This window comes from Aquabacterium sp. A7-Y, assembly GCF_026153205.1.
GTDB lineage: Bacteria > Pseudomonadota > Gammaproteobacteria > Burkholderiales > Burkholderiaceae_C > Caldimonas.
Genome location: NZ_JAPFBW010000007.1, coordinates 59,676 through 80,487, shown reverse-complemented (window position 1 = coordinate 80,487; position 20,812 = coordinate 59,676). Strand labels below are relative to the sequence as shown.

The 20,812-nt window shown below is 68.9% G+C and carries 16 protein-coding genes and 1 pseudogene; 10 read left to right on the top strand and 7 right to left on the bottom strand.

Going from position 1 to position 20,812, the window contains the following annotated elements:
- Nucleotides 1-38: 38 nt before the first annotated feature.
- From dnaG to OOT46_RS07810, 3 genes and pseudogenes are all read left to right on the top strand, one after another.
- Nucleotides 39-2,085: pseudogene (dnaG, locus tag OOT46_RS30920) on the top strand (DNA primase).
- Between the two features lie 394 nt (nucleotides 2,086-2,479).
- Nucleotides 2,480-4,762 (top strand): RNA polymerase sigma factor RpoD, encoded by a 2,283-nt coding sequence (rpoD, locus tag OOT46_RS07815; RefSeq protein ID WP_265403036.1) that lies wholly within the window; start codon nucleotides 2,480-2,482, stop codon nucleotides 4,760-4,762.
- 141 nt (nucleotides 4,763-4,903) lie between these two features.
- Nucleotides 4,904-5,824, top strand: a complete 921-nt coding sequence (locus OOT46_RS07810) for an adenylate/guanylate cyclase domain-containing protein (protein ID WP_265403035.1) — start codon at nucleotides 4,904-4,906, stop codon at nucleotides 5,822-5,824.
- Between the two features lie 13 nt (nucleotides 5,825-5,837).
- Here the strand turns inward: OOT46_RS07810 and OOT46_RS07805 are convergent, their stop codons facing one another.
- Nucleotides 5,838-6,533: an HAD family hydrolase gene (locus OOT46_RS07805; protein WP_265403034.1), complete on the bottom strand. Its 696-nt coding sequence runs from the start codon at nucleotides 6,531-6,533 to the stop codon at nucleotides 5,838-5,840.
- Nucleotides 6,534-6,689: 156 nt separating this feature from the next.
- On the opposite strand from OOT46_RS07805, the gene OOT46_RS07800 reads away from it, so the two are divergent.
- Nucleotides 6,690-10,298: a PAS domain S-box protein gene (locus OOT46_RS07800; protein ID WP_265403033.1), complete on the top strand. Its 3,609-nt coding sequence runs from the start codon at nucleotides 6,690-6,692 to the stop codon at nucleotides 10,296-10,298.
- 63 nt (nucleotides 10,299-10,361) lie between these two features.
- On the top strand, nucleotides 10,362-11,450 hold the full coding sequence (gene hemH / locus OOT46_RS07795; RefSeq protein ID WP_265403032.1) for a ferrochelatase: 1,089 nt from the start codon (nucleotides 10,362-10,364) through the stop codon (nucleotides 11,448-11,450).
- A gap of 18 nt (nucleotides 11,451-11,468) precedes the next feature.
- Here hemH and OOT46_RS07790 read toward each other — a convergent pair whose 3' ends face one another.
- From OOT46_RS07790 to OOT46_RS07780, 3 genes are all read right to left on the bottom strand, one after another.
- Nucleotides 11,469-12,995 carry a tripartite tricarboxylate transporter permease gene (locus OOT46_RS07790; protein ID WP_265403031.1) on the bottom strand — a complete coding sequence of 509 codons (1,527 nt, stop codon included), beginning with the start codon at nucleotides 12,993-12,995 and terminating at the stop codon, nucleotides 11,469-11,471.
- A gap of 1 nt (nucleotide 12,996) precedes the next feature.
- Nucleotides 12,997-13,491: a tripartite tricarboxylate transporter TctB family protein gene (locus OOT46_RS07785; RefSeq protein ID WP_265403030.1), complete on the bottom strand. Its 495-nt coding sequence runs from the start codon at nucleotides 13,489-13,491 to the stop codon at nucleotides 12,997-12,999.
- Between the two features lie 98 nt (nucleotides 13,492-13,589).
- Nucleotides 13,590-14,567: a Bug family tripartite tricarboxylate transporter substrate binding protein gene (locus OOT46_RS07780; protein ID WP_265403029.1), complete on the bottom strand. Its 978-nt coding sequence runs from the start codon at nucleotides 14,565-14,567 to the stop codon at nucleotides 13,590-13,592.
- A 245-nt stretch (nucleotides 14,568-14,812) separates the two neighbouring features.
- Here OOT46_RS07780 and OOT46_RS07775 point away from each other — a divergent pair, with 245 nt between their 5' ends.
- From OOT46_RS07775 to OOT46_RS07765, 3 genes are read left to right on the top strand one after another with little or no spacing between them, the layout of a single operon-like run.
- The gene (locus OOT46_RS07775) at nucleotides 14,813-15,490 is read left to right on the top strand and encodes a response regulator (protein ID WP_265403028.1); all 678 of its coding nucleotides are present in this window, start codon (nucleotides 14,813-14,815) and stop codon (nucleotides 15,488-15,490) included.
- An 11-nt stretch (nucleotides 15,491-15,501) separates the two neighbouring features.
- Nucleotides 15,502-16,923: a sensor histidine kinase gene (locus tag OOT46_RS07770; protein WP_265403027.1), complete on the top strand. Its 1,422-nt coding sequence runs from the start codon at nucleotides 15,502-15,504 to the stop codon at nucleotides 16,921-16,923.
- 4 nt (nucleotides 16,924-16,927) lie between these two features.
- On the top strand, nucleotides 16,928-17,341 hold the full coding sequence (locus OOT46_RS07765; RefSeq protein WP_265403026.1) for an RNA-binding S4 domain-containing protein: 414 nt from the start codon (nucleotides 16,928-16,930) through the stop codon (nucleotides 17,339-17,341).
- A 63-nt stretch (nucleotides 17,342-17,404) separates the two neighbouring features.
- On the opposite strand, the gene OOT46_RS07760 is transcribed toward OOT46_RS07765, so the two are convergent.
- The 3 genes from OOT46_RS07760 to OOT46_RS07750 all read right to left on the bottom strand — a co-directional run bounded on the left by OOT46_RS07760 (nucleotide 17,405) and on the right by OOT46_RS07750 (nucleotide 19,817).
- Complete coding sequence (locus OOT46_RS07760) at nucleotides 17,405-18,520, bottom strand: DUF5666 domain-containing protein (RefSeq protein WP_265403025.1); 1,116 nt, start codon at nucleotides 18,518-18,520, stop codon at nucleotides 17,405-17,407.
- A gap of 126 nt (nucleotides 18,521-18,646) precedes the next feature.
- Nucleotides 18,647-19,474: a DUF6502 family protein gene (locus tag OOT46_RS07755; protein ID WP_265403024.1), complete on the bottom strand. Its 828-nt coding sequence runs from the start codon at nucleotides 19,472-19,474 to the stop codon at nucleotides 18,647-18,649.
- Nucleotides 19,475-19,592: 118 nt separating this feature from the next.
- Nucleotides 19,593-19,817, bottom strand: coding sequence for a hypothetical protein (locus tag OOT46_RS07750; RefSeq protein ID WP_265403023.1), 225 nt, complete (start codon nucleotides 19,815-19,817; stop codon nucleotides 19,593-19,595).
- On the opposite strand from OOT46_RS07750, the gene grpE reads away from it, so the two are divergent.
- Both grpE and OOT46_RS07740 read left to right on the top strand, forming a co-directional pair.
- Nucleotides 19,816-20,358, top strand: coding sequence for a nucleotide exchange factor GrpE (gene grpE, locus OOT46_RS07745; RefSeq protein WP_265403022.1), 543 nt, complete (start codon nucleotides 19,816-19,818; stop codon nucleotides 20,356-20,358). The genes OOT46_RS07750 and grpE overlap by 2 nt on opposite strands.
- On the top strand, nucleotides 20,358-20,771 hold the full coding sequence (locus tag OOT46_RS07740) for a thioredoxin family protein (RefSeq protein ID WP_265403021.1): 414 nt from the start codon (nucleotides 20,358-20,360) through the stop codon (nucleotides 20,769-20,771). The genes grpE and OOT46_RS07740 overlap by 1 nt, the downstream gene beginning before the upstream one ends.
- The last annotated feature ends 41 nt before the right edge of the window (nucleotides 20,772-20,812 follow it).

The window sequence follows — 20,812 nt, the reverse complement described above, 5'->3', positions numbered from 1 at the left end:
GCCGCGCTGCGGCGGCGGACGGTCGGTAAACTCCGACGGTGATCCCGCCCGCCTTCAAGCAAGACCTGCTCGCCCGCACCGACATCGTCGAGATCGTCGGCCGCTACGTTCAACTCAAGAAGGCCGGCATCAACTACAAGGGGCTGTGCCCCTTCCACGGCGAAAAAACCCCCAGCTTCATCGTCAGCCCGACCCGCCAGACCTACCACTGCTTTGGCTGCGGCGTGCACGGCAATGCCATCGATTTCATGATCGAGCAGTCGGGCCTGAGCTTCATCGAAGCGCTCAAGGAGCTGGCCCAGCAGCACGGCATGGAGCTGCCCAACGACGACCGCAGCAGCCCGGAGCAGCGCGCCCAGGCGGCGCAGGCGCGCGAACGCCAGCAGACGCTGACCGAGGTGCTGGCCAAGGCCGCCGAGCACTATCGCAAGCAGCTCAAGACCAGCCCCCGGGCGGTCGAGTACCTGAAACGCCGTGGCCTCACCGGCGAGATCGCCGCCCGCTTCGGCCTCGGCTATGCGCCGGAAGGCTGGCGCGCGCTGGCCAGCGCCTTTCCACGTTACGACGACCCCCTGCTGGAGGAGGCCGGGCTGGTCATCGTCCAGGGCGAGGCCGAGGAGGCCAAGCGCTACGACCGCTTCCGCGAGCGCGTGATGTTCCCGATCCGCAACGTCAGGGGCGAAGTCATCGGCTTCGGCGGACGGGTGCTGGACCAGGGCGAACCAAAGTACCTGAACTCGCCGGAAACCGCCGTGTTCTCGAAGGGCCGCGAGCTCTACGGCCTGCATGAAGCCCGCACCGCGCTGCGCCAGAAGGGCTATGCGCTGGTGGTCGAGGGCTACATGGACGTGGTCGCGCTGGCCCAGCTGGGTTTCCCCAATGCGGTCGCGACCCTGGGCACTGCCTGTACCGCCGAGCACGTGCAGAAACTGTTCCGCTTCACCGATTCGGTGGTCTTCAGCTTTGACGGCGACGCGGCCGGCCGCAAGGCCGCCGCACGCGCCCTGGAAGCAGCCCTGCCGCACGCGAGCGACACGCGCAGCGTGCGCTTTTTGTTCCTGCCGCCCGAGCACGACCCGGATTCCTTCGTGCGCGAGCAAGGCGCGGAGGCCTTCGAGCGTCTGGTCGACGAGGCGGTCCCGCTATCGCTCCAGCTGATCGACGCAGCCAGCCAGGGCTGCCGCATGGACAGCCTCGAAGGCCGCTCCCAGATGCTCGCCGCGGCCCGGCCGCTGTGGCAGCTGCTGCCCGACGGCGCGCTGAAGCGCCAGCTGGTGGGCGCGATCGCGAACCGGGCCGAGATGCAGGCGCAGGACGTGCTCGACCTGTGGCAGCAGGCCGGCGAGCGCGGCCGCCCGCGCCGCGAGCCCAACGGCCCGGGGGCCGACGACGGGTTCTTTTCCGCCGGCCAGGAAGCGCCCGACTGGCCCGAACCGCCCCCTCCCCTCGAGGAAGACTGGGCGCCCTCGCCCGCACGCGGCAGCTCGGGCGGCTGGGGCCCGAAGCGCGGCCAGGGCGACTGGGGGGGGGCGCGCCAAGCGCGACTGGCAGCCGCGCGGCCGGGGCGAGCGCTGGCGCGACAAACGCGAGCCCTTCGCCGACGACCCGAGCATGACCGCACCGAAACGCCGTCCGCCCACCCATGCCGACCACGCCGCCCGGCTGGTGCTGGAGCACACGGCCTGGTGGGAGCAGCTGCCGCCCGACGACCACCGGCTGCTGGCCGGCCTGCCGGCCCCGCACGGCCCGCTGTTCTGCTGGATCGAGCAGCAGGCGATGGAGCAAGGGCCTCAGCCCTGGTCGGTGGTGCGCGAGGCCCTGCAGGGACAGGACTTCGCCGCCGTCGCGATCCGCCTGGTCGAGGACGTGATCCCCAGCGAACAGGCCGGCGAGGAGCAGCAGCGCATCGAGCTGCGCATCGCGCTCGAAGAGCTGCACCTCGCCGCCGACCGCGTGGAAGCCGAGCGATTGGCCAAGGACCCGGCTTCGGTCGAGGCCTTGCGCGAGATCCTCGGCCGCCTGGCCGACCGGCGCCGCACCGTCGAGGAGCTGCGCAAATCCCTCAGTCCCCAGGCCGCCCGCTGAGGCGCTGCCGGTCTCACCGCAGGACGACAGCGCCTCGCGCGGCCGTCGCGGCCCTGGACGTCCGGGCAGGAGGTATTTGACTATCTTCTGCAGTGCAACGATAATGGAGAGTTTGTTACACGCGCGGCAAGAGTGACAGCAGCACCTCCGGGCCCCGGCCACCCGCGACACGGGATACATACAGGCCACCCAATTCCCGCAAGGGCTGCCCTCGAAACACGTTCACGCCAGCTTGCCCCAAGGAGCCGACGCTTGACCTCCGACCGGATGACCCCATCTGTTGGATCGAGTGCGATCGGCCCATCCTGCCCGCCAGAAAACCTGCAGCCCGGCTCGAGCCGGGCGCACGCGTTGGCTGACGGCGCCTGAGCCCCTGACCCATCCGAGGAAGTTCATGACCGCGAAGAAAAGCGCCCCCGCCAAGACCGACGCCGTGCCCGCCACCGAAGTGGAAGACAAAAAGAAGAAAGTGACCAAAGCGGCGGCGAAGGACGACAAAGCCAAGGCCACAGCCACGGCCAAGCCGCGCGCCGCCAAGGCCGAAGCGGCGGCGGCGGACGATGGCAAGGTCAAGGCCAAGCGCGGTCGCAAACCCAAGGCCGAGACCACCACAGCCGCCGCCGCGGGCAAGAAGGAAGGTTTTGACGCGGACGAGGATTTCTCGGACGTCGAGGCCGACCTCGAGGGTGAAGGCGGCGACGTCGAAGCCGAGGTGGAGGTGGAGGAAGTCGGCGCCGGCGAGGACAAGCCCAAGGCCAAGCCGCTGCGCATGAAGGTCTCGCGCGCCAAGGAGCGCGCGCTGATGAGGGAATTCGGTCTCGACGAGACGATGCTGACCGATGAAGAGGTCGCCAAGCGTCGCTCCGAGCTGAAGACCCTCATCAAGATGGGCAAGACCCGGGGCTTCCTGACGCACTCGGAAATCAACGACCACATGCCCGAGAAGCTGGTCGAGACCGAGATCATGGACGCCATCGTGTCCATGCTCAACGACATGGGCATCGCGGTCTACGAGCAGGCTCCCGATGCCGCAACCTTGCTGATCGCTGGCGGCAACACCACCACCGCGACCGAGGAAGAGGCCGAGGAAGAAGCCGAAGCCGCGCTGTCGACGGTGGATTCCGAGTTCGGCCGCACCACCGACCCGGTGCGCATGTACATGCGCGAGATGGGCACGGTCGAGCTGCTCACGCGGGAAGGCGAGATCGAGATCGCCAAGCGCATCGAAGGCGGTCTGCAGGCCATGATGCTGGCCATCTCCGCTTCGCCGACGACGATCGCCGAGATCCTGCTGCTGGCCGACAAGATCCGCGCCGGCGAGATGCAGATTTCCGAGGTGGTGGACGGTTTCGTCTCCGAGGACGAGGCCGACGACTACGTCGCCGAGGAGGACGTCGACTTCTTCGACGAGGAAGACGACGACGACGGCAACGGTGGCTCCAAGGCCCTGACCAAAAAGCTCGAGGAGCTGAAGAACGCGGCGCTGAACAAGTTCGACGAGCTGTCGTCGCACTTCGACCGCATGCGCAAGGCCTACGAGAAGGACGGCTACAAGTCGCCTGCCTACAACCGCGCCCAGATGTCGGTCAGCGCCGAGATCATGAGCATCCGCTTCACGGTCAAGATCATCGAGAAGCTGTGCGGCATCCTTCGCTCGCAGGTGGACGACATCCGCCGCTACGAGCGCGAGCTGCGCAAGATCGTGGTCGACAAGTGCGGCATGCCGCAGGAGTACTTCATCAAGACCTTCCCGGCCAACGCACTCAACCTGGAGTGGGCCGAGAAGGAAGTCGCCTCGGGCAAACCTTATAGCCCGGTGATGGGCCGCAACCTGCCGGCCATCCAGGAGTTGCAGCAGAAGCTGATCGACCTGCAGGCGCGCGCCGTCGTTCCCATTGAAGATCTGAAAGAGATCAACAAGAAGATGAACGAAGGCGAGAAGGCCTCGCGCGACGCCAAGAAGGAAATGATCGAGGCCAACCTGCGCCTGGTGATCTCGATCGCGAAGAAGTACACCAACCGCGGCCTGCAGTTCCTCGACCTGATCCAGGAAGGCAATATCGGCCTGATGAAGGCGGTGGACAAGTTCGAATACCGCCGTGGCTACAAGTTCTCGACCTATGCGACCTGGTGGATCCGGCAGGCCATCACCCGCTCGATCGCCGACCAGGCCCGCACCATCCGCATCCCGGTTCACATGATCGAGACGATCAACAAGATGAACCGCATCTCGCGCCAGCACCTGCAGGAGTTCGGCTACGAGCCGGACGCGCCGACCCTGGCCGAGAAGATGGAGATGCCCGAGGACAAGATCCGCAAGATCATGAAGATCGCCAAGGAGCCGATCTCCATGGAAACCCCGATCGGCGATGACGACGATTCGCACCTGGGCGACTTCATCGAGGACACCAACAACACCGCGCCGGTGGAGGCCGCGATGCAGGCCGGCCTGCGCGATGTGGTCAAGGAGATCCTCGACAGCCTGACACCGCGCGAGGCCAAGGTGCTGCGCATGCGTTTCGGCATCGAGATGTCGACCGACCACACGCTGGAGGAAGTCGGCAAGCAATTCGACGTCACCCGCGAGCGTATCCGCCAGATCGAGGCCAAGGCGATCCGCAAGCTCAAGCACCCCAGCCGCTCGGACAAGCTGCGCACCTATCTCGACAACCTGTGAACCGGGGTTGATCGACAACCGGTAACAACTTCGCTTCCGGCACAACGGCTCGCCGTCGAAGACGGCGAGCCGTTATTGCTGGGGCTTGCTGCGAGCTACACTCCTCGCGTTTCGGCCAGCGTTACCCTTTTGCATCGCACAATGACCGCCGCCTCCAGCGACCGTACCGTCATGTTTGCCGACCTGCGTGGCAGCACGGCGCTCTACGGCTCGCTCGGCAATGCCCAGGCGGCGACCATCGTCACCCAGACCATCGCGCTGCTGTGCAACGTCGCGGTCAAAAACGCCGGACGTGTGGTCAAGACCCTGGGCGACGGCCTGATGGCCGTGTTCGACACGCCGCAGCGCGGCGTTGAAGCCGCCTACGAGATGCAGGAGTCGATCAACCGCATCCTGGCCGAGGCCGACACCGACAGCCCGGCGCTCAAGCTCTACATCGGTCTGGCCCACGGCGAGATCGTCGAGGTGGCCGGTGATTGCTTCGGCGATGCGGTCAACGTCTCGGCCCGCCTGCTCGACCACGCCGGTGAGAGCGAGGTGTTGATCACCCACCCGGTGTTCGAAGGACTGCGGGCCCCGGACCGGCAGCGCTTCCGCAGCCTGGAGCGGCTGCACCTGCGCGGTCGCGCCGAGCCCTGCCACGTCTACCGGCTGGAATCGCGCCACGACGACTCCCCCACCTCCACCCTCTTCACCGACTTCACCGACACCTCGTATGCCGACCGCATCCGGCTGAGCTTGGCGGGCGAGTTACCGCGCGGCTTCGGCAGCCAGCAGACGCCGCTGATGCTGGGGCGCAGCCCCGAGTCGACCTTCTGCATCGACGACGCCCGGGTATCGCGCCTGCACGCCCGCATCGAGTGGCACGGCGGCAACTTCCACCTCGCCGACCAGAGCAGCAACGGCAGCTATGTGCGCTTCAGCGGGCGCGCCGAGGTGGTCAGCCTGCGCCGCGGTGTCTGCATGCTGCATGGCAGCGGCGTGATCGGCCTGGGAGCCTCGCCGGCCGAGCCGGGCGCCGCCTGCGTGTACTTCGAGGTGCTGTCGGCCACCAGCCGGTAAGCCGCCGACGGCTTCAAGCACCGAGGCAGTCGGCCAACTGGTTCAGGTCCGCCACCACATGCCGGGTGCCTCCGGGCGCCTCGACCGGCTGGGGATGCACCTCGGGCCGTGCCATCCAGGCCGCCTGCAGCCCGGCGCCCAGCGCCCCGTGCACGTCCAGCAGCAGGTCGTCGCCGACGTGCAGCACCTGGGCCGGCACCGCACCGGCCAGCCGGCAAGCCTCGGAGAAGATGCGGGGATCGGGCTTCGCAATGCCGAAGCCGCGCGCCGTCACCCCGCCCTGGAACCAACGTGCCAGGCCGACACGCTGCAGGTCGGCATTGCCGTTGGTCAGCGCAATCAGCGGGAAGCGCGCTGCCAGCCGGGACAGGCCGGTTTCCACGTCGGGGAACAGCTCGACCCGCTGGCGTTCCTCGAAAAACACTTCAAAAGCGCGCACCGCCAGCGCCGGGTCCTCGCCGGCCTCCGCCAGCGCGCGCGCCAGGCTTTCCTGGCGGATGCGGCTCAGGTCGTGGCGCCATTCGGGATGCTCACGCGCCACGGCATCGCGCAGGCCACGCAGCGCCGTGGTGTCAAAGCGGGCCGCGGTCGCCGGCGCATGGTCGGCGAGCCACTGATGGAGGACCACCTCGGCGCGGGCGATCGCCGGCCAGATCGGCCAGAGCGTGTCGTCGAGGTCCAGGGTCAGGGCGTAGATGGGCGTCAACAAGGGGCATATCCCGAGAGATCAGGCCGCTACCGTACCCGACTTTGAGTCGATTCCTCCGCGGATGGGCAAGAAACCTCGGTCCCGACCCGCCTGACGCAGGGGTGGCTTGACCTATAGTGCGGCGGGGCGCCGCTTGCCCCGCCTCCTGTTGCCCGCATGACCGACGCCGCTCTTCCCGCCGACGAAGCCCAGCGCCTTGCCACGCTGCGCGAACTCCGCATCCTCGATACCGGCCCGGAAGCCTGCTTCGACACCGCCGTGCGCCTCGCAGCCCAGGTGGCGGATTGTCCAGTGGCCCTGTTGACCCTGGTCGATGCCGAGCGGCAATGGTTCAAGGCGACCCACGGCACCAGCTTGCGGGAGACGCCGCGCGCGCAGTCCTGCTGTGCCCGAACCATCCTCTCGGATGCGCCGCTGGTGCTGGAAGACCTGCGCGAGGACGAGCGCTTCGCCGCCAACCCTTTTGTCACCGGCGCGCCCCGCCTGCGCGCCTACGCCGGCGTGCCGGTCAGCGTGGAAGGCCGGCGCATCGGCACCGTCAGCGTGCTGGATACACACGCACGCCGTTTCGACGCCGGCGTGATCGGCCATCTTGCGGACATCGCCCGCCTCGTCAGCGAGATGCTCGAGTCGCGCCTGAAGGAGCAGCGCTGGCGTCTGCAGGAAGCGCGTGTACGCACCGCGAGCCGCGCCGGCAGCGACTGGCTCTGGGAGACCGACGCCGACGGCTGCATCCGCTGGGCCTCGGCGAGCATCGAGGCCCGCACCGGCCAGAAGGCCGAAGAGGAGGTCGGCCGCCCGGCCTCCGAGATCCTGATCCCCCGGTCCGACCCGGACCACCAGGCTTCCTACCAGGCCTACCTGCAGGCCCGCGCCCGGCACGAGCCCTTCTCCAACCTGATCGCCGACCGCAAGACCCCCGCGGGCCTGGTGACGGTGTCGATCAGCGGGCTGCCGGTGTTCGATTCGGCCGGCCACTTCCGCGGCTATCGCGGCGCGACCCGGGTCGTGACCGAGGAGATCCAGGCGCAGCGCAGCGCCCGCGACGCGCAGCAGCTGCGTGAAGCCCAGCTGCGCGATTCGGAAGCACGCACCGCCGCCGTGCTGCAGGCCCTGCCCGACCTCTGGTTCGTGCTCGACGACCAGGGTCGCTACCTGGAATGCGGCGTCACCGAGCGCCAGCAGCACCTGCTCTCGGTGGAGGACGCACGCGGCCGCAAGCTCGACGAAGCGCTGCCCGCCGCGGTGGCCCGCCTGCACCAGGCGGCCCTGCAGCGCGCGCTCGACACCGGCCTGCTGCAGCGGGTGGAGTACGAGCTGACCCCGCTGGACGGTACCCTGCGCACCTTCGAAGGCCGTTTCATGCCGATGTCGGAGCGCCAGGTGCTGCTGCTGGTGCGCGACCTGACCGAGCTGCGCGCGATGGAGCGCGACCTGCAGATCATGCAGCGTGCCATCGAGGCCGAGGCCTCGCTGCCCATGACCGTGGTCGACGCCCTGGCGCCGGGCCAGCCGCTGATCTACGTCAATCCGGCCTTCGAGCGCCTGACCGGCTACCGCCGAGAGGAGATCCTGGGCCGCAACTGCCGCCTGCTGCAGGGCAGCGACACCGACCAGCCCGGGCTGCAGCAGCTGCGGGCCGCCCTGCGCGCCGGCCACTCCAGCACGGTGGTGCTGAACAACTACCGCAAGGACGGCTCGCGTTTCATCAACGAGCTGCACGTCGCACCGGTGCAGGACACACACGGCCGCATCACGCACTTCATCGGCGTGCAGACCGACATCACCCAGCGCAGCATCGCCGCCGACCGGCTGCGCCTGAGCGAGGAGCTGTACCGCTCGGTGGCGCTGTCGATCAGCGACGGTCTGATGGTGGTCACCAGCGCGAGCTTCGTCGTTGCGGTCAACCCGGCGGCCTGCCGCATCCTCGACGCCAGCATGGACGAACTCGTCATGGCCCCCGGCCTGGACCTGCTGACCGAGTCGCTGCACCCGCTGCCGCCCTCGCAGCACCCGGTGACGATGGCACTGCAATCCGGCGAGACGGTGACCGAGCGCGTCTTCGGGCTGCGCCGCCGCGACGGCCAGCTGCGCTGGCTGGGGGTGAGTGCCCAGCCGTTGCGGGTGGCGCCCAACGACAAACCGATGTCGGCCGTGGTGACCTTCCGCGACATCACCCGGCAGCGCGAGGCCGAGCAGGCGCTGTCGTTGAGCGAGCAGCGCTGGAAGTTCGCGCTGGAAGGCAGCGGCGACGGCGTCTGGGACTGGGACGTGAGCAGCGACCGCGTCTATTTCTCGCGCCGCTGGAAAGAGATCCTCGGCTACGCCGAGCATGAGCTGGGTGACGCGCCGCACGAGTGGTCGAGCCGCCTGCACCCCGACGACCTGCCGACCGTGCTGGAGAAGCTCGAGCTGCACATGAAGGACAGCACGCCGGTCTACCAGTCCGAACACCGCATCCGCCACCGCGACGGCCGCTGGCTGTGGGTGTTCGAGCGCGGCAAGGTGGTGCAACGCAACGAGCAGGGCCGGGCGCTGCGCATCGTCGGCACCTATTCCGACATCACCCGACTGAAGTCGGCCGAGCGGGCGCTGCGCGACAAGCAGGCGGTCGAGCTGGCGAGCCGCGCCAAGACCGAGTTCCTGTCGCGCATGAGCCACGAGATGCGCACCCCGCTGAACGCGATGATCGGTTTCTCGCAGCTGCTGAAGTTCGGCGCGGCCGAGGCGCCGGCCTCCCAGGTGCGCCACTATGCCGACCACATGCTGCAGGCCGGGCAGCACCTGCTGGCGCTGATCAATGACGTGCTGGACCTGCAGCGGGTCGAAGCGGGACAGATGTCGATCTCGATCGAGCCGACCTCGCTCCGCAAGACGCTGGCCCAGACGCTGGAGCTGCTGGAGCCCCTGGCGCTCAGCGCCGCCGTCAACTTCGACAACCAGGTCGAGGAGGACGTGACGGTCCTGGTCGATTCCCAGCGCCTGCGCCAGGTACTGATCAACATCATCTCCAACGCCGTCAAGTACAACCGGCCGGACGGCGTGGTGCGGCTCAGCCTGGGCGACCGCCAGGGCGACGCGATCGACATCCGCGTCGAAGACAGCGGCGAGGGCCTGCGGCCGGACCAGCTGGCGCGCCTGTTCCAGCCCTTCGAGCGGCTCGGGCGCGAGACCTCGCCCATCGAAGGCACGGGCCTGGGCCTGATCATCGCCAAGCGCCTGCTGGAGGAAATGGGCGGCAGCATCGAGGTCAGCAGCGAACCCGGCACAGGCACCTGCGTGACCCTGATGGTGCCGCTCGCGGGGCCGGCATCGGCCGGCCCCCCGGCCGATACGCCGGCACCGGCCGAGCAGGCCCAGATGCCGGAGGAAGGAATAGACCACGTGCGCATGCTGTATGTCGAAGACAACCCGATCAACGCACTGCTGTTCGAGGAGGCGATGAAGCTGACCGGCTACATCGACCTGATGATCGCGGAAGACGGCCCGCAGGCCTTCGAGCTGGTGCGCGACTTCCGGCCCGACGTGCTGGTGCTCGACGCCCACCTGCCCGGCATGAGCGGCTTCGACGTGCTCAGGGAACTGCGGGCCCGCCACGGCCTGGCCGACGTGCCGGCCTTCATGTGTTCGGCCGACGCGATGCCCGAGGACATCCAGCGCGCCATGGACGCGGGTTTCCTCGGCTACTGGACCAAACCCATCGAGGTGGCCAAGGTCATCGCCGAGATCGAGCGCGCCTGCCCGCGCCGGCCGCGGGGCGGCTGAAGGGGCCGCCGGCGGCCGCGGTGCCGCTCGGGAATAATTCCTGCTCGCCATCCTGGACTGCCCATGAGATTCCGCCCCGAACCCCCGCATGCCCACGGCCGCGCCGACAGTACCGGTCTGCTGCTGTGCAATCTCGGCACGCCGGACGCCCCGACCGCCCCGGCGCTGCGCCGCTACCTGGCGGAATTCCTGAGCGACCCGCGGGTGGTCGAGATCCCGGCCGCGCTCTGGAAACCCATCCTGCACGGCGTCGTGCTGCGCACCCGGCCGGCCGCCTCGGCCGCCAAATACGCCAGCATCTGGAGCCCCGAAGGCTCGCCCTTGCGGGTCTGGACCGACAAGCAGGCCAAGCTGCTGCAGGGCTACCTGGGCGAGCGCGGCGTCTCGGTGAAGCTGGCTTGTGCGATGCGCTACGGCCAGCCTTCGATCCCGGCCCAGCTCGACGCGCTCAAGGCTCAGGGCGTGACGCGCGTGCTGGTGCTGCCGCTCTACCCGCAGTACTCGGGCACCACCACCGCGAGCGTGATCGATGCCGTCTCGGCCTGGGCAAAACAAGTGCGCCACGTGCCGGAGCTGCGTTTCGTCAACCACTACCACGACCACCCGCTCTACATCGAGGCGCTGGCCCGGCGCATCGGCGCCTACTGGCAGGCGCACGGCCGCCCGGACCGGCTGGTGATGAGCTTCCACGGCGTGCCGCGGCGCACGCTGGCGCTGGGCGACCCCTACCACTGCGAATGCCAGAAGACCGCCCGCCTGGTGGCCGAGCGCCTCAAGTTGGCCGCCGGGCAGTACACGGTGACCTTCCAGAGCCGCTTCGGCAAGGCCGAGTGGCTGCAGCCCTATACCGAGCCGAGCTTGCGCGAGCTGGGCAAGGCGGGCGTGAAGCGGGTCGACGTCGCCTGCCCGGGGTTCGTCAGCGACTGCATCGAGACGCTGGAGGAGATCGCGATGGAGGGCCGCCAGGCCTTCCTGAGCGCCGGCGGCCGGGACTTCCACTACATCCCCTGCCTGAATGACCAGCACGAGTGGATCGTCGCGCTGGCGGCCATCGCGCAGCAGCACCTGGCCGGCTGGCCGACCTCGCCGCCGGACGCGCATGCCTTGGACCAGCAGCGCGAGCGAGCGCGGGCCCTGGGCGCCGCGAACTGAGCCGCGGCGCGCGGATCGTCAGGACGCGAGCGGGGCTGCCGCGCCGGCACGCGCCGCCGCACGGCGCGCCGCCAGGCGGCGCAGCACCCGCGGCATCACCAGCACCAGCACGCAGAGCGCCAGCAGCGTGGCCGACAGCGGACGCTCGACAAACACGCTCCAGCGGCCTTCGCCGATCGACATCGCGTTGCGCAGCTGGGCCTCGGCCATCGGGCCCATGATCATGCCGACGATCACCGGCGCGGCCGGGAAGTCGAAACGCCGCATCAGCACCCCCAGCAGGCCGACGCCGAACAGCAGCACGAGGTCGAAGGCCGATTGGCGCATGCCGTAGACGCCGACCGTCGCGAAGATCAGGATGCCGGCGTACAGCGGCGGCTTGGGGATCTTCAGCAGCTGGGTCCACAGGCCGACCAGCGGCAGGTTGAGCACCAGCAGCATCACGTTGCCGATGTAGAGCGAGGCAATCAGCGCCCAGACCAGCGCCGAAGAGGTCTGGAACAGCGTCGGGCCCGGCTGGATGCCGTAGTTCTGGAAGGCCGACAGCATGATGGCGGCCGTCGTCGAGGTCGGGATGCCCAGCGTCAGCAGCGGCACCAGCGTCCCGGTGACGGCGGCATTGTTGGCCGCCTCGGGGCCCGCCACGCCCTCGATCGCGCCGGTGGTGCCGAACTCCTCCTTGTGGCGCGAGAGCTTCTTCTCCAGCCCGTAGGACAGGAAGGTCGGGATCTCGGTGCCGCCCGCCGGCACCGTGCCGAAGGGAAAGCCCAGCAGCGTGCCGCGCAGCCACGCGGGCAGCGAACGCCGCCAGTCGCTGCCGCTCATCCACAGGCGCGACATGGTGTTGCGGCTCTCGGGCTGGCGGCCCTCGTACAGCACCAGGTACAGCGTCTCGCCGACCGCGAACAGGCCCACCGCGACCAGCACGACCTCGATGCCGTCGACCAGCTCGCCCACGCCCAGCGTGTAGCGGGCCTGGCCCGTGATCTGGTCGAGCCCGATCAGGCCGATCGCCAGACCGAGGAAGAGGCTGCACAGCCCGCGCAAGGTGCTCTTGCCGAGCACCGCAGTGACGGTCGTGAAGGCCAGCATCATCAGCGCGAAGTACTCGGGCGGCCCGAACTGCAAGGCGTAGTCGGCAATGCTCGGCGCGAACAGCGTGACCAGCAGCGTGGCGATCGAGCCGGCCACGAAGGAGCCGATCGCCGCGGTCGCGAGCGCCGCGCCGGCCCGGCCGCTCTTGGCCATCAGGTTGCCTTCCAGCGCGGTCACCATCGTGCCCGTCTCGCCCGGCGTGTTGAGCAGGATGGACGTCGTGGAGCCGCCGTACATCGCGCCGTAGTACACGCCGGCGAACATGATCATCGAGGCGACCGGATCGAGCTGCGAGGTCAAGGGCAGCAGCATCGCCACCGTCAATGCCGGGCCGATGCCGGGCAGCACCCCCACCGCGGTGCCGATGAAACACCCGATGAAGGCCCACAGCAGGTTGACGGGCGTGGCGGCGGTGGCGAAGCCGTTGAGCAGGTTGTGCCAGAGTTCCATGTCAGATCCAGCCGGTGGTCGTGAGGCCCGGCAGGTTCAGGCCCAGCGCCTTGGTGAACAGCCAGTAGGTCGGCGCCGAGATCGCGGCGCCGATGAGCAGGTCGGCCGCACTGCGCGCCAGCGGGGTCGGCTCGCCGCCGGCCCGGCGCAAACCGCGCACCGCCAGCGCGAAAAGCAGCGAGCACGAGACGATAAAACCGAGCCGCGTGACCAGCGCGGCATTCAGCAGCAGGCCGGCTGCCACCCAGGCCAGGCTGGTCCAGTCCGGGCGCGCGGCCTCGTCGTGGCCCTCCAGCATGCGGAAGCCGCCGCTGCGCGCTTCCCAGACCAGCCAGGCGCCGAGGACTGCCAGCGCGACCGCGACGACCCAGGGCAGGAAGTTGGCGCCGACGCCGGAATAGCCGGCTTCCGACGGAATGTGCCTCGCGCCGAGCGCGAGCAGCCCGCCCAGCGCGATGGTGCCGGCGCCGACCAGCTGTTGAGAGAGTTGCTTCATCGATGCAGATCCTGTGGGAGCGGACCGCCCCCGCGGCGCCGAGGCGGCGGGGGCGGCTGCAGGGCCGCGGCCCTGCGGTCTCGTCGAGGCCGGTGGCCTCAGACCATGCCGAGCTTGACCATCAGCGCACGCAGGCGTGCGTGCTCCTCGTCGACGAAGCGGGCGAACTCGTCGCCGGTCAGCAGCGCGGGGCTCCAGTTGTTGGCGGCGGCCGCGTCGGCCCAGGCCTTGGTCTTGGTGGCCCGCGACACCGCGTCGATCAGCTTCTGGCGCTGCGCCGGAGTGATGCCGGGGGCGCCGTAGACACCGCGCCAGTTGCCGATGGCGACGTTGATGCCCTGCTCCACCAGCGTGGGCACGGTGCTGCCGCGCAGGCGGTGCGGCGAGGTCACGGCCAGTGCGCGCATCTTGCCGGCCTTGATGAACTCCTCCAGCTCGGCATAGCCGCTGGTGCCCACCGTGACGTGGCCGCCCAGGATGGCCGCGGTCGCCTCGCCGCCGCCCTTGAAGGGCACGTAGTTCATCTTGGTCACGTCGACGCCCGCCTCGCGGGCGATCATGCCGACGCTGACGTGGTCCACCGAGCCCTTGGAGCCGCCGCCCCACTTGACGCTGGCCGGGTCCTTTTTCATCTGTTCGACGACGTCCTTCATGGTCTTGAAGGGCGAGCTGGCCGGCACCACAAAAACGTTGTACTCGGCAATCAGGCGCGCCACCGGGGTGGCGTTCTCCAGCGTGATGGGCGGCTTGTTCTGCACGATGGCGCCGACCATCACGGCACCGGTGACCACCAGCGCGTTCGGGTCGCCCTTGCTGGCGTTGGCGAACTGGGCCAGGCCGATGGTGCCGCCCGCGCCACCCTTGTTCTCGTAGGTCACCGAACCGGCCGCCTTCGCCTCCTGCAGGGCCTTGCCCAGGCCGCGTCCGGTCTGGTCGTAGCCGCCGCCGGGATTGGCCCCGATCATGATCTTGAAGCTCTCCTGGGCCAGCACCGCAGTCGGCAACAGCGCCAGCACGGAGCCGAGCGCGGCTGCCGAAGCCGTGAGGGCAAGGCGCTGCAGGAAGGTTCGACGCATGGAGATCTCCTTATCGAGTTGTGGACAGAAAGCGGGTGCCACCGGCCGGCATCCCGATTGCGACCTTGGCGCAATGGGCGCATCGTGCGCCCACCTTCGGTGCACCGGGATGAGGGCAAGCCCGGATCCTAGGCCCTGGCCTGTCAGCACGCTGTCGAAACCCTTCGGGCAGCTGTCATTCAGCTGTCAAGGCGCTCCTCGGAAGTGCCGAGGCGGGCCGCGCGGCTTCGTTGCACACTTGCGGAATGAGACTGCTGCTCGTCGAAGACGATGATTCGATGGCGCGCGCGCTGCGCCTCGCGCTGGAGCGCCGCGGCTTCGAGGTGGACCACTGCGGCAACGGCACCGATGCCCTGCAGCGCCTGCGCTTCACCCCGCCCGATTTGACCCTGCTGGACCTCACCATCCCCGGCATGGACGGGCTGGCGGTGCTGCAGAAGGCACGCGCCCAGGGCGTCACCGCGCCCATCCTGGTGCTGACCGCGCGCGGCGCAGTCGGCGACCGCATCCAGGGCCTCAACGCCGGCGCCGACGACTACCTCGCCAAGCCCTTCGACCTCGACGAACTCGAAGCACGCGTGCGCGCCCTGCTGCGGCGCAGCCACGGTGAGACCGAAGCGGCGCTGCAATGCGGGCCGTTGCGGCTGGAGCGCGACTCGGGCGCCTTCTACCTGGGCGACCAGATCCTCGAAGTCACCCCCCGCGAGCAGGCGCTGCTGAAGGCGCTGATGGCCAAGCCCGGGCACGCCTTCCCCAAGGAGCGGCTGTTCCGGCTGGTGTTCCCGATGGAGTCGGCGATCCAGTTCGAGGCCATCGAGGTAGTGGCCTACCGGCTGCGCAAGAAGCTCGCCGGCTCGGGCGTGTCGCTGATCACGCTGCGCGGCCTGGGCTACCTGCTCAAGGCCGACAACAACGGCCGTTGAGGTGCAAGGCGATGCGGCTGCGCCCGCCCCAGTCCTTGCGCCGCTACCTGCTGGCCTGGATCGTCGCGCCGATCGCGTTGTTCGTGGTGGTCGACACCGTCAGCCTCTACCGGCGCGCGCTGCAGTCGATCAACCTGGCCTACGACCGCTCGCTGCTGGCTTCGGCCCGCTCCATCGGCGAGCTGCTGCAGCTGCAGGGCAGCGAGCTGAAGGTGGAGGTGCCCTACGCGGCGCTGGAGATCTTCGAGGCCTCCAACAAGGCCCGCATGTACTACCGCATCGACGGCTTCGAAGGCCAGTTCCTGTCGGGTTTCGAAGACCTGCCGCGCTACCGTGGCCGCATCCCTCAGCAGACCGCCTACCCGGCGCTGGTCGATTTCTACGATGTGCAATTTCGCGGCGAGACCGTGCGCATGGCGGCGCTCTACCAGCCGGTCGCCTCGGCCGAGGCGCGCGGCATGGCGCTGGTGCAGGTGGCGGAAACGCTGGAGGTGCGCGAGAAGCTGGCGCGCGAGATCCTGCTCGACACCCTGCTGCGCCAGGCCTTGCTGATCACCGTCGTGGCGCTGGTGACCTGGACCGTGGTGACGCGGGCCCTGCGCCCGGTGGAGTCGCTGCGCCGCCAGCTGCTGTCCCGCAGCGCCGAGGACCTGTCCCCGCTGCAGGCCGGGGCTGCCCCGCGCGAACTGCGCCCCATGGTCACGGCCCTCAACGACCTGATGCAGCGGCTGCAACGGCTGGTGGGCCACCAGCTGCGTTTCGTGCGCGACGCCTCACACCAGCTGCGCACGCCTCTCGCGGTGCTCAAGATCCAGGTGCAGAACGGTCAGAGCGGCCATGCCGGCGGGGCGGAAACCCTGCAGGCCATCGGACAGACCGTGGACCGTGCCATCGCGCTGGCCAACCAGATGCTCGCGCTGGCCAAGGTCGAGCAGGTGCACGGCGAAGGCCAGAGCGAGCCGCTGGACCTGGCCGAGGTCGTCAGCGAGGTCGCGCTGGAACTCTCGCCGCTGATCGCCGAGAAGCAGCTCGACTTCGAGCTCGATGCCCGGCCCGCGACCGTGCAGGCGCATCACTGGATGCTGCGCGAGCTGAGCCGAAACCTGCTGCACAACGCGATCCGCGAGAGCCCGCCGGGCGGCATGCTGCAGGTGGTGGTTGCCGCCGGAGCGAGTACCGTGCGACTGCTCGTGCGCGACAGCGGCCCGGGCATCGGCGCGGCGCAGCGCGAGCATCTCTTCGAGCCCTTCCACACCGCCCATCCGAACAGCGGCAGCGGCCTGGGCCTGACCATCTGCAGGGAGATCTGTCAGGCACTGGGCGCGCGCATCGAGCTCCTCAACCGCAGCGAGCAGGGTCGTGTCGCCGGTTTGGATGCGGTGGTGGTCTTCCCGGGGGGAGCGACCGCGACACGGGTGCCGGGCTCACAATAGCGCCATGGAAGGTGTTCGACTCGACAAGTGGCTGTGGGCCGCCCGCTTCTACAAGACCCGCTCGCTGGCAGCCGGCGAAATCGAAAAGGGCCGTGTGCAGGTCAATGACCAGGTGGCCAAGGCCTCGCGCGAGGTGCGCGTCGGCGACAGCGTCAGCCTGCGGCAAGGCCATGGCATCCAACGTACCGTGGTGGTGCGGGGACTGAGCCATGTGCGAGGCCCGGCCCCGGTGGCCCAGCAGCTCTACGAAGAAACGCCCGAGAGCCTGCAGTCGCGCGAGCAGGCCGCGAAGAACCGCCGTTTCCTGGCCGACCCTTCGCAGTCCATCGAGCACGGCCGGCCCACCAAACGCGACCGGCGCGAGCTGGCCGACTGGAACCGCTGGAGCGTCAGCGTCGACGACACGGGCGACGCCTGATCCCGAGCGCCGCTCGGGTCGTGCAGCGAAGGGCGGGCGCCTCGTGGCGCCCGCAGCAGATCGTCAGTCTTCGCACTTCAGCCGCGTGGCCCAGACCACCGATCCGGGCCGGCGGCCGGACAGCACCCGTCCCTCGATCTCGACCCGCCGGTCGTTGACCAGCGGCCGCGCTCCGCAGCCTTCGAAGTCCGAGATCCCGCTCGCATCCACCTCGGTGCCCCGCACCAGGAAGGAGGTGAGCCCGGCGAACCGGCTGATGCGCCCTTTCAGGCGCACTTCGCGGAAGTCGGCATCGGCGCTCCGGGAGATGCGGACGCGGCTGGCCTGCAGCACACCCTGCGTGTCGTACACCCCCTCGGCCTGCACATAGGCGCCGTCGGTCAGCGGTCGCTGCGGCGGAACGATTTCCGCCGCGGCGTAGCTGACCGTCACGCCGGCCAGGTCGAAGCGCTTGGCTTGCACGTCGTGCGCACTCACGCTGCCGCCGAGACGAGCCGGCAGCTCGGTGGCGCCGACCATGCGCTCCACGGTGCGCACGCCGGTGGCCGTCAGGACGCCGTCGCGCGGAGCCTCGGACGCCCACACCACCACCCGAGCGCCCGCCGTCGGCTCACGCCCCTGGGGCAACAGGACGGCAGCGCTGCGGTCGACCACCAGGCCGCCCAGCTGGAAGCGGCCGGGGCTCTCGGTGTCGCGCAGGCTGGTGACGACACCCGCGACGCGCAGTGCGGTCGGTGCCGAGCTCAGCTTCTCGATGCGGGTAGCCTGCACGTCGTAGCGCCGTGTCAGGCTGTTGTAGCGGGGCATGCCGTGGACCTCCACGGCGTCGCCTGCGCTCAGCCCGTCCAGACCGGTCACGCCCGCATAGAGGGTAACCGGGCCGCCGTCGGCGTTGTCGTTCTCGAACACCGTCTGGCCCATCACCTCCAGCACCCCTTCAGCCGCCGACACCGCGCTCACATAGCCCACCACGGCCGCATCGAGGCGGATCGAGCGTGCCCGGAACTCGCCGTTCAGACGTTCGAATTCGAGTTCGACGAACTGCCCCAGCTTGGCCTCGGCCGGACGGATGACACCCGGCTCGCGCTCGGCCACCGGCGTGACTTCGTCGTCGTGGAACTCGGTGCCGTCGACGATGACGCTGGCAAAACCGGTCACGGTGCCCGAGCTCTGACTCATCGGTGCGCCTGTGCCGCCCGAGCCCAGCCCCGCACCGCCGCCGCAGGAGGCTGCGGTCAAGGCCAGTACGGATGCCAAGAAAATTGCCCCGAAACGGGGCACGTATTTACTGCTCTTCAACTTCGGTCACCCTTGCTGCGTGCTGTCGTTGCGTGCGGGCTCGCTGTAATAGTAGACCCCGAAACGCATGCGGTGGCTATCGGTTTCCTCCTGGTCGGCCTCGCTGCGCGGCTGGTACTCGCTGGCCATGCGCTGGAAAGCCTGGGCCCAGATGTCGCGTGCGACCTGACCCAGCTCACGCACCGACTGCGCGCTGAGGCCTGCGCCGAAGACGCTCTGCTCCAGGAAACGCGGCTGGTTGGTGGTCAGGTTGTGCACCGCGGCCGACAGGTGGTCGCCGGTGTTGGCCGCCAACAAGGTCGCCAGCTCCTCGTAGTCGGCCGACGGAACGAAGGCCGCCGCGACCAGTTCCACCACATCGCCGTTGATGTTGACGAGGTGCAGCCGGACAAATTCATCGAGCAGGGTGCGAGGGTGGACATCGGAGGAAACCTCACGCGCCAACGCCTCGAAGGACCCCTGCTCGCCGAGGCGGGGCAAGGGCCGCGGGGAACCGTCGTCGTTGCGGTAGCGCGGATCGGTCACCCAGCGGGTGAACACCTGCGATACCAGCGACACCGACTTGGGGCGCAACTCGCGACGCACGTCGCCGGTCAGCGCCCGCACGTCCTTGCGATGGACGCCGGACAGCACGCTCAGCGCGGAATCGGTGGCCCTGCGCCCGCTGCGCTCGATCTCCTCGCGCGCCACCTGCAGGAACACCGACTTCAGCGCGGTCGCAAAAGCGCCGTACTGCACCCCGTTACGGATCAGCCAGCGCGCCACCGGCGCCATCACGGCCATGCTTGCGCGCAGCGCCACGTCCGCATGGCGGTCGCTAGGCGCCACGGTCATCATCGCGCTGGTTGGCGGCCGAGCCGCCTTGTCTGTGCCTATGGACTTGTGCATACCTCTCGTTGGTAACGCCTCCGAAACCAGGTCAAACCCCAGGGCAAACCCGCATTTTCGCCGCTCAGTGTGCCTCAGCCGGCGGCTGCCGCTGGACGGCGGTTGTGACCACCTGAACGGCGATCTTTTCCCACTGCGACAGGCGAATGACAAAGCCGGCAAGATCGCGCAGTTTGCCGGCACAATGCGGTCCCTTCGCCAGCAACTGGCCTTTCGCCGGGGGAATCCGGGACCTCTTGAACTCTCGGACAGTGACCCCATTTCCGGCGTTTTGGTGGGAACGTGTCATGACAGAACCTCAAAATTCTCAAACAAATCAAAGTGCAACGGCGGCCCCGGAAGCCGAGGCGGCCCAGTCCGCACACGGGGTGGCCACGCCCGAGCAGCGCCTGGCCGAACTGGAGATCAAGCACGCCGAGGTGTCCGACGCCTACCTGCGCGCCAAGGCCGAGACGGAGAACATCCGTCGCCGGGCCGAGGAAGAGATCGCCAAGGCGCGCAAGTTTGCCGTCGAGGGCTTCGCCGAGAGCCTGTTGCCCGTCAAGGACAGCCTCGAAGCGGCCCTGGCCGTGCAGGGCGGCACCCCTGAGCAACTGCGTGAGGGCGTGCACGCGACCCTGCGCCAGCTGGTCCAGGCCCTGGAGCGCAACAAGGTGCTGGAGATCAGTCCGGCAGCCGGCGCGAAGTTCGACCCGCACCAGCACCAGGCGATCAGCGTGGTGCCGGCCGATCAGGAGCCGAACACCGTGGTGGCCGTGCTGCAGAAAGGTTACGTGATCGCCGAGCGGGTGCTGCGCCCGGCCCTGGTCACGGTGTCGGGACCGAAGTGATGACGGTGGACGCCGCCCGGCCTGCCGAGGACGACGAGACGCAGGGTTTTTTCGAGCGTTTCGGCATGCGGCCGGTCTCGGCTGTCGGCTTCGATGCCGCGCTGGAGAACGCCGGCGAGGCCTTGGTGGCGGTCTACTTCTGGGGCGAGAACTGCTTCAACTGTGAACAGTTCAAGAAGGCCGCGCTGCTGCGGCACGCGGACATCGCCACGCTGCGGTTGCACTGGCTGCACGCCAACGTCTACAGCGACACCGAACTGGGTCGGCGCTTCAGCCTGCACGGCGTCCCGACCTTCTACTTTTTCCATCGCCGCCGCAAGCTGGGGCGCATCACCAGCTGGCCGGGACTGCCTCGGTTCACCGAGGCAGTCCAGCGCCTGCAAACGCAGCTTTCAAGCGCCGCCGGGGCTTGAAAGCAGGCCGCTTATCCACAACTAGACGACAACCAGATTTT

Coding starts and splice junctions, on each gene's coding strand:
- rpoD (WP_265403036.1), top strand. CDS start 2,480: ATGACCGCGAAGAAAAGCGCCCCCGCCAAGACCGACGCCGTGCCCGCC.
- OOT46_RS07810 (WP_265403035.1), top strand. CDS start 4,904: ATGACCGCCGCCTCCAGCGACCGTACCGTCATGTTTGCCGACCTGCGT.
- OOT46_RS07800 (WP_265403033.1), top strand. CDS start 6,690: ATGACCGACGCCGCTCTTCCCGCCGACGAAGCCCAGCGCCTTGCCACG.
- hemH (WP_265403032.1), top strand. CDS start 10,362: ATGAGATTCCGCCCCGAACCCCCGCATGCCCACGGCCGCGCCGACAGT.
- OOT46_RS07790 (WP_265403031.1), bottom strand. CDS start 12,995: ATGGAACTCTGGCACAACCTGCTCAACGGCTTCGCCACCGCCGCCACG.
- OOT46_RS07785 (WP_265403030.1), bottom strand. CDS start 13,491: ATGAAGCAACTCTCTCAACAGCTGGTCGGCGCCGGCACCATCGCGCTG.
- OOT46_RS07780 (WP_265403029.1), bottom strand. CDS start 14,567: ATGCGTCGAACCTTCCTGCAGCGCCTTGCCCTCACGGCTTCGGCAGCC.
- OOT46_RS07775 (WP_265403028.1), top strand. CDS start 14,813: ATGAGACTGCTGCTCGTCGAAGACGATGATTCGATGGCGCGCGCGCTG.
- OOT46_RS07770 (WP_265403027.1), top strand. CDS start 15,502: ATGCGGCTGCGCCCGCCCCAGTCCTTGCGCCGCTACCTGCTGGCCTGG.
- OOT46_RS07765 (WP_265403026.1), top strand. CDS start 16,928: ATGGAAGGTGTTCGACTCGACAAGTGGCTGTGGGCCGCCCGCTTCTAC.
- OOT46_RS07760 (WP_265403025.1), bottom strand. CDS start 18,520: ATGAGTCAGAGCTCGGGCACCGTGACCGGTTTTGCCAGCGTCATCGTC.
- OOT46_RS07755 (WP_265403024.1), bottom strand. CDS start 19,474: ATGACCGTGGCGCCTAGCGACCGCCATGCGGACGTGGCGCTGCGCGCA.
- grpE (WP_265403022.1), top strand. CDS start 19,816: ATGACAGAACCTCAAAATTCTCAAACAAATCAAAGTGCAACGGCGGCC.
- OOT46_RS07750 (WP_265403023.1), bottom strand. CDS start 19,817: ATGACACGTTCCCACCAAAACGCCGGAAATGGGGTCACTGTCCGAGAG.
- OOT46_RS07740 (WP_265403021.1), top strand. CDS start 20,358: ATGACGGTGGACGCCGCCCGGCCTGCCGAGGACGACGAGACGCAGGGT.